Source organism: Christiangramia aquimixticola, assembly GCF_048285835.1.
GTDB classification, from domain to species: Bacteria; Bacteroidota; Bacteroidia; order Flavobacteriales; family Flavobacteriaceae; genus Christiangramia; species Christiangramia aquimixticola.
Genome location: NZ_JBLVTL010000252.1, coordinates 1 through 293 on the forward strand (window position 1 = coordinate 1; position 293 = coordinate 293).

Annotated in this window: 1 pseudogene; it reads right to left on the minus strand. The window is 51.9% G+C overall.

The window, feature by feature from the left end:
- Window positions 1-293 (minus strand): annotated as a pseudogene (locus tag ACNKXV_RS14365) (hypothetical protein); the annotation flags it as partial.

Here is a 293-nt window from a genome sequence, read left to right on the forward strand (position 1 = left end):
CCGGTCACGGATGGATTATTGAAAATATCCATGGCAGTCAAGGTCATCGTTTTTGCGGCGACCATCATTCCTTTTTGCCCGATGCTCATGCCACCTGCGGCTACTGCCTGCCAGGTATGTGCCGAAGTCCCAGGTACCCAAGTTGCTGTACCCAAGCCTACCGTAGGCACCAGCCAGCTGATGTCACCCACATCAGTAGAACCTCCACCGCCTTCTTCACTAACGATAAAAGGTGCGATTTTAGTCGCATCATCCGGTGTGGCTTTGACGCCTGCAGGATAGGTTTTGATAAT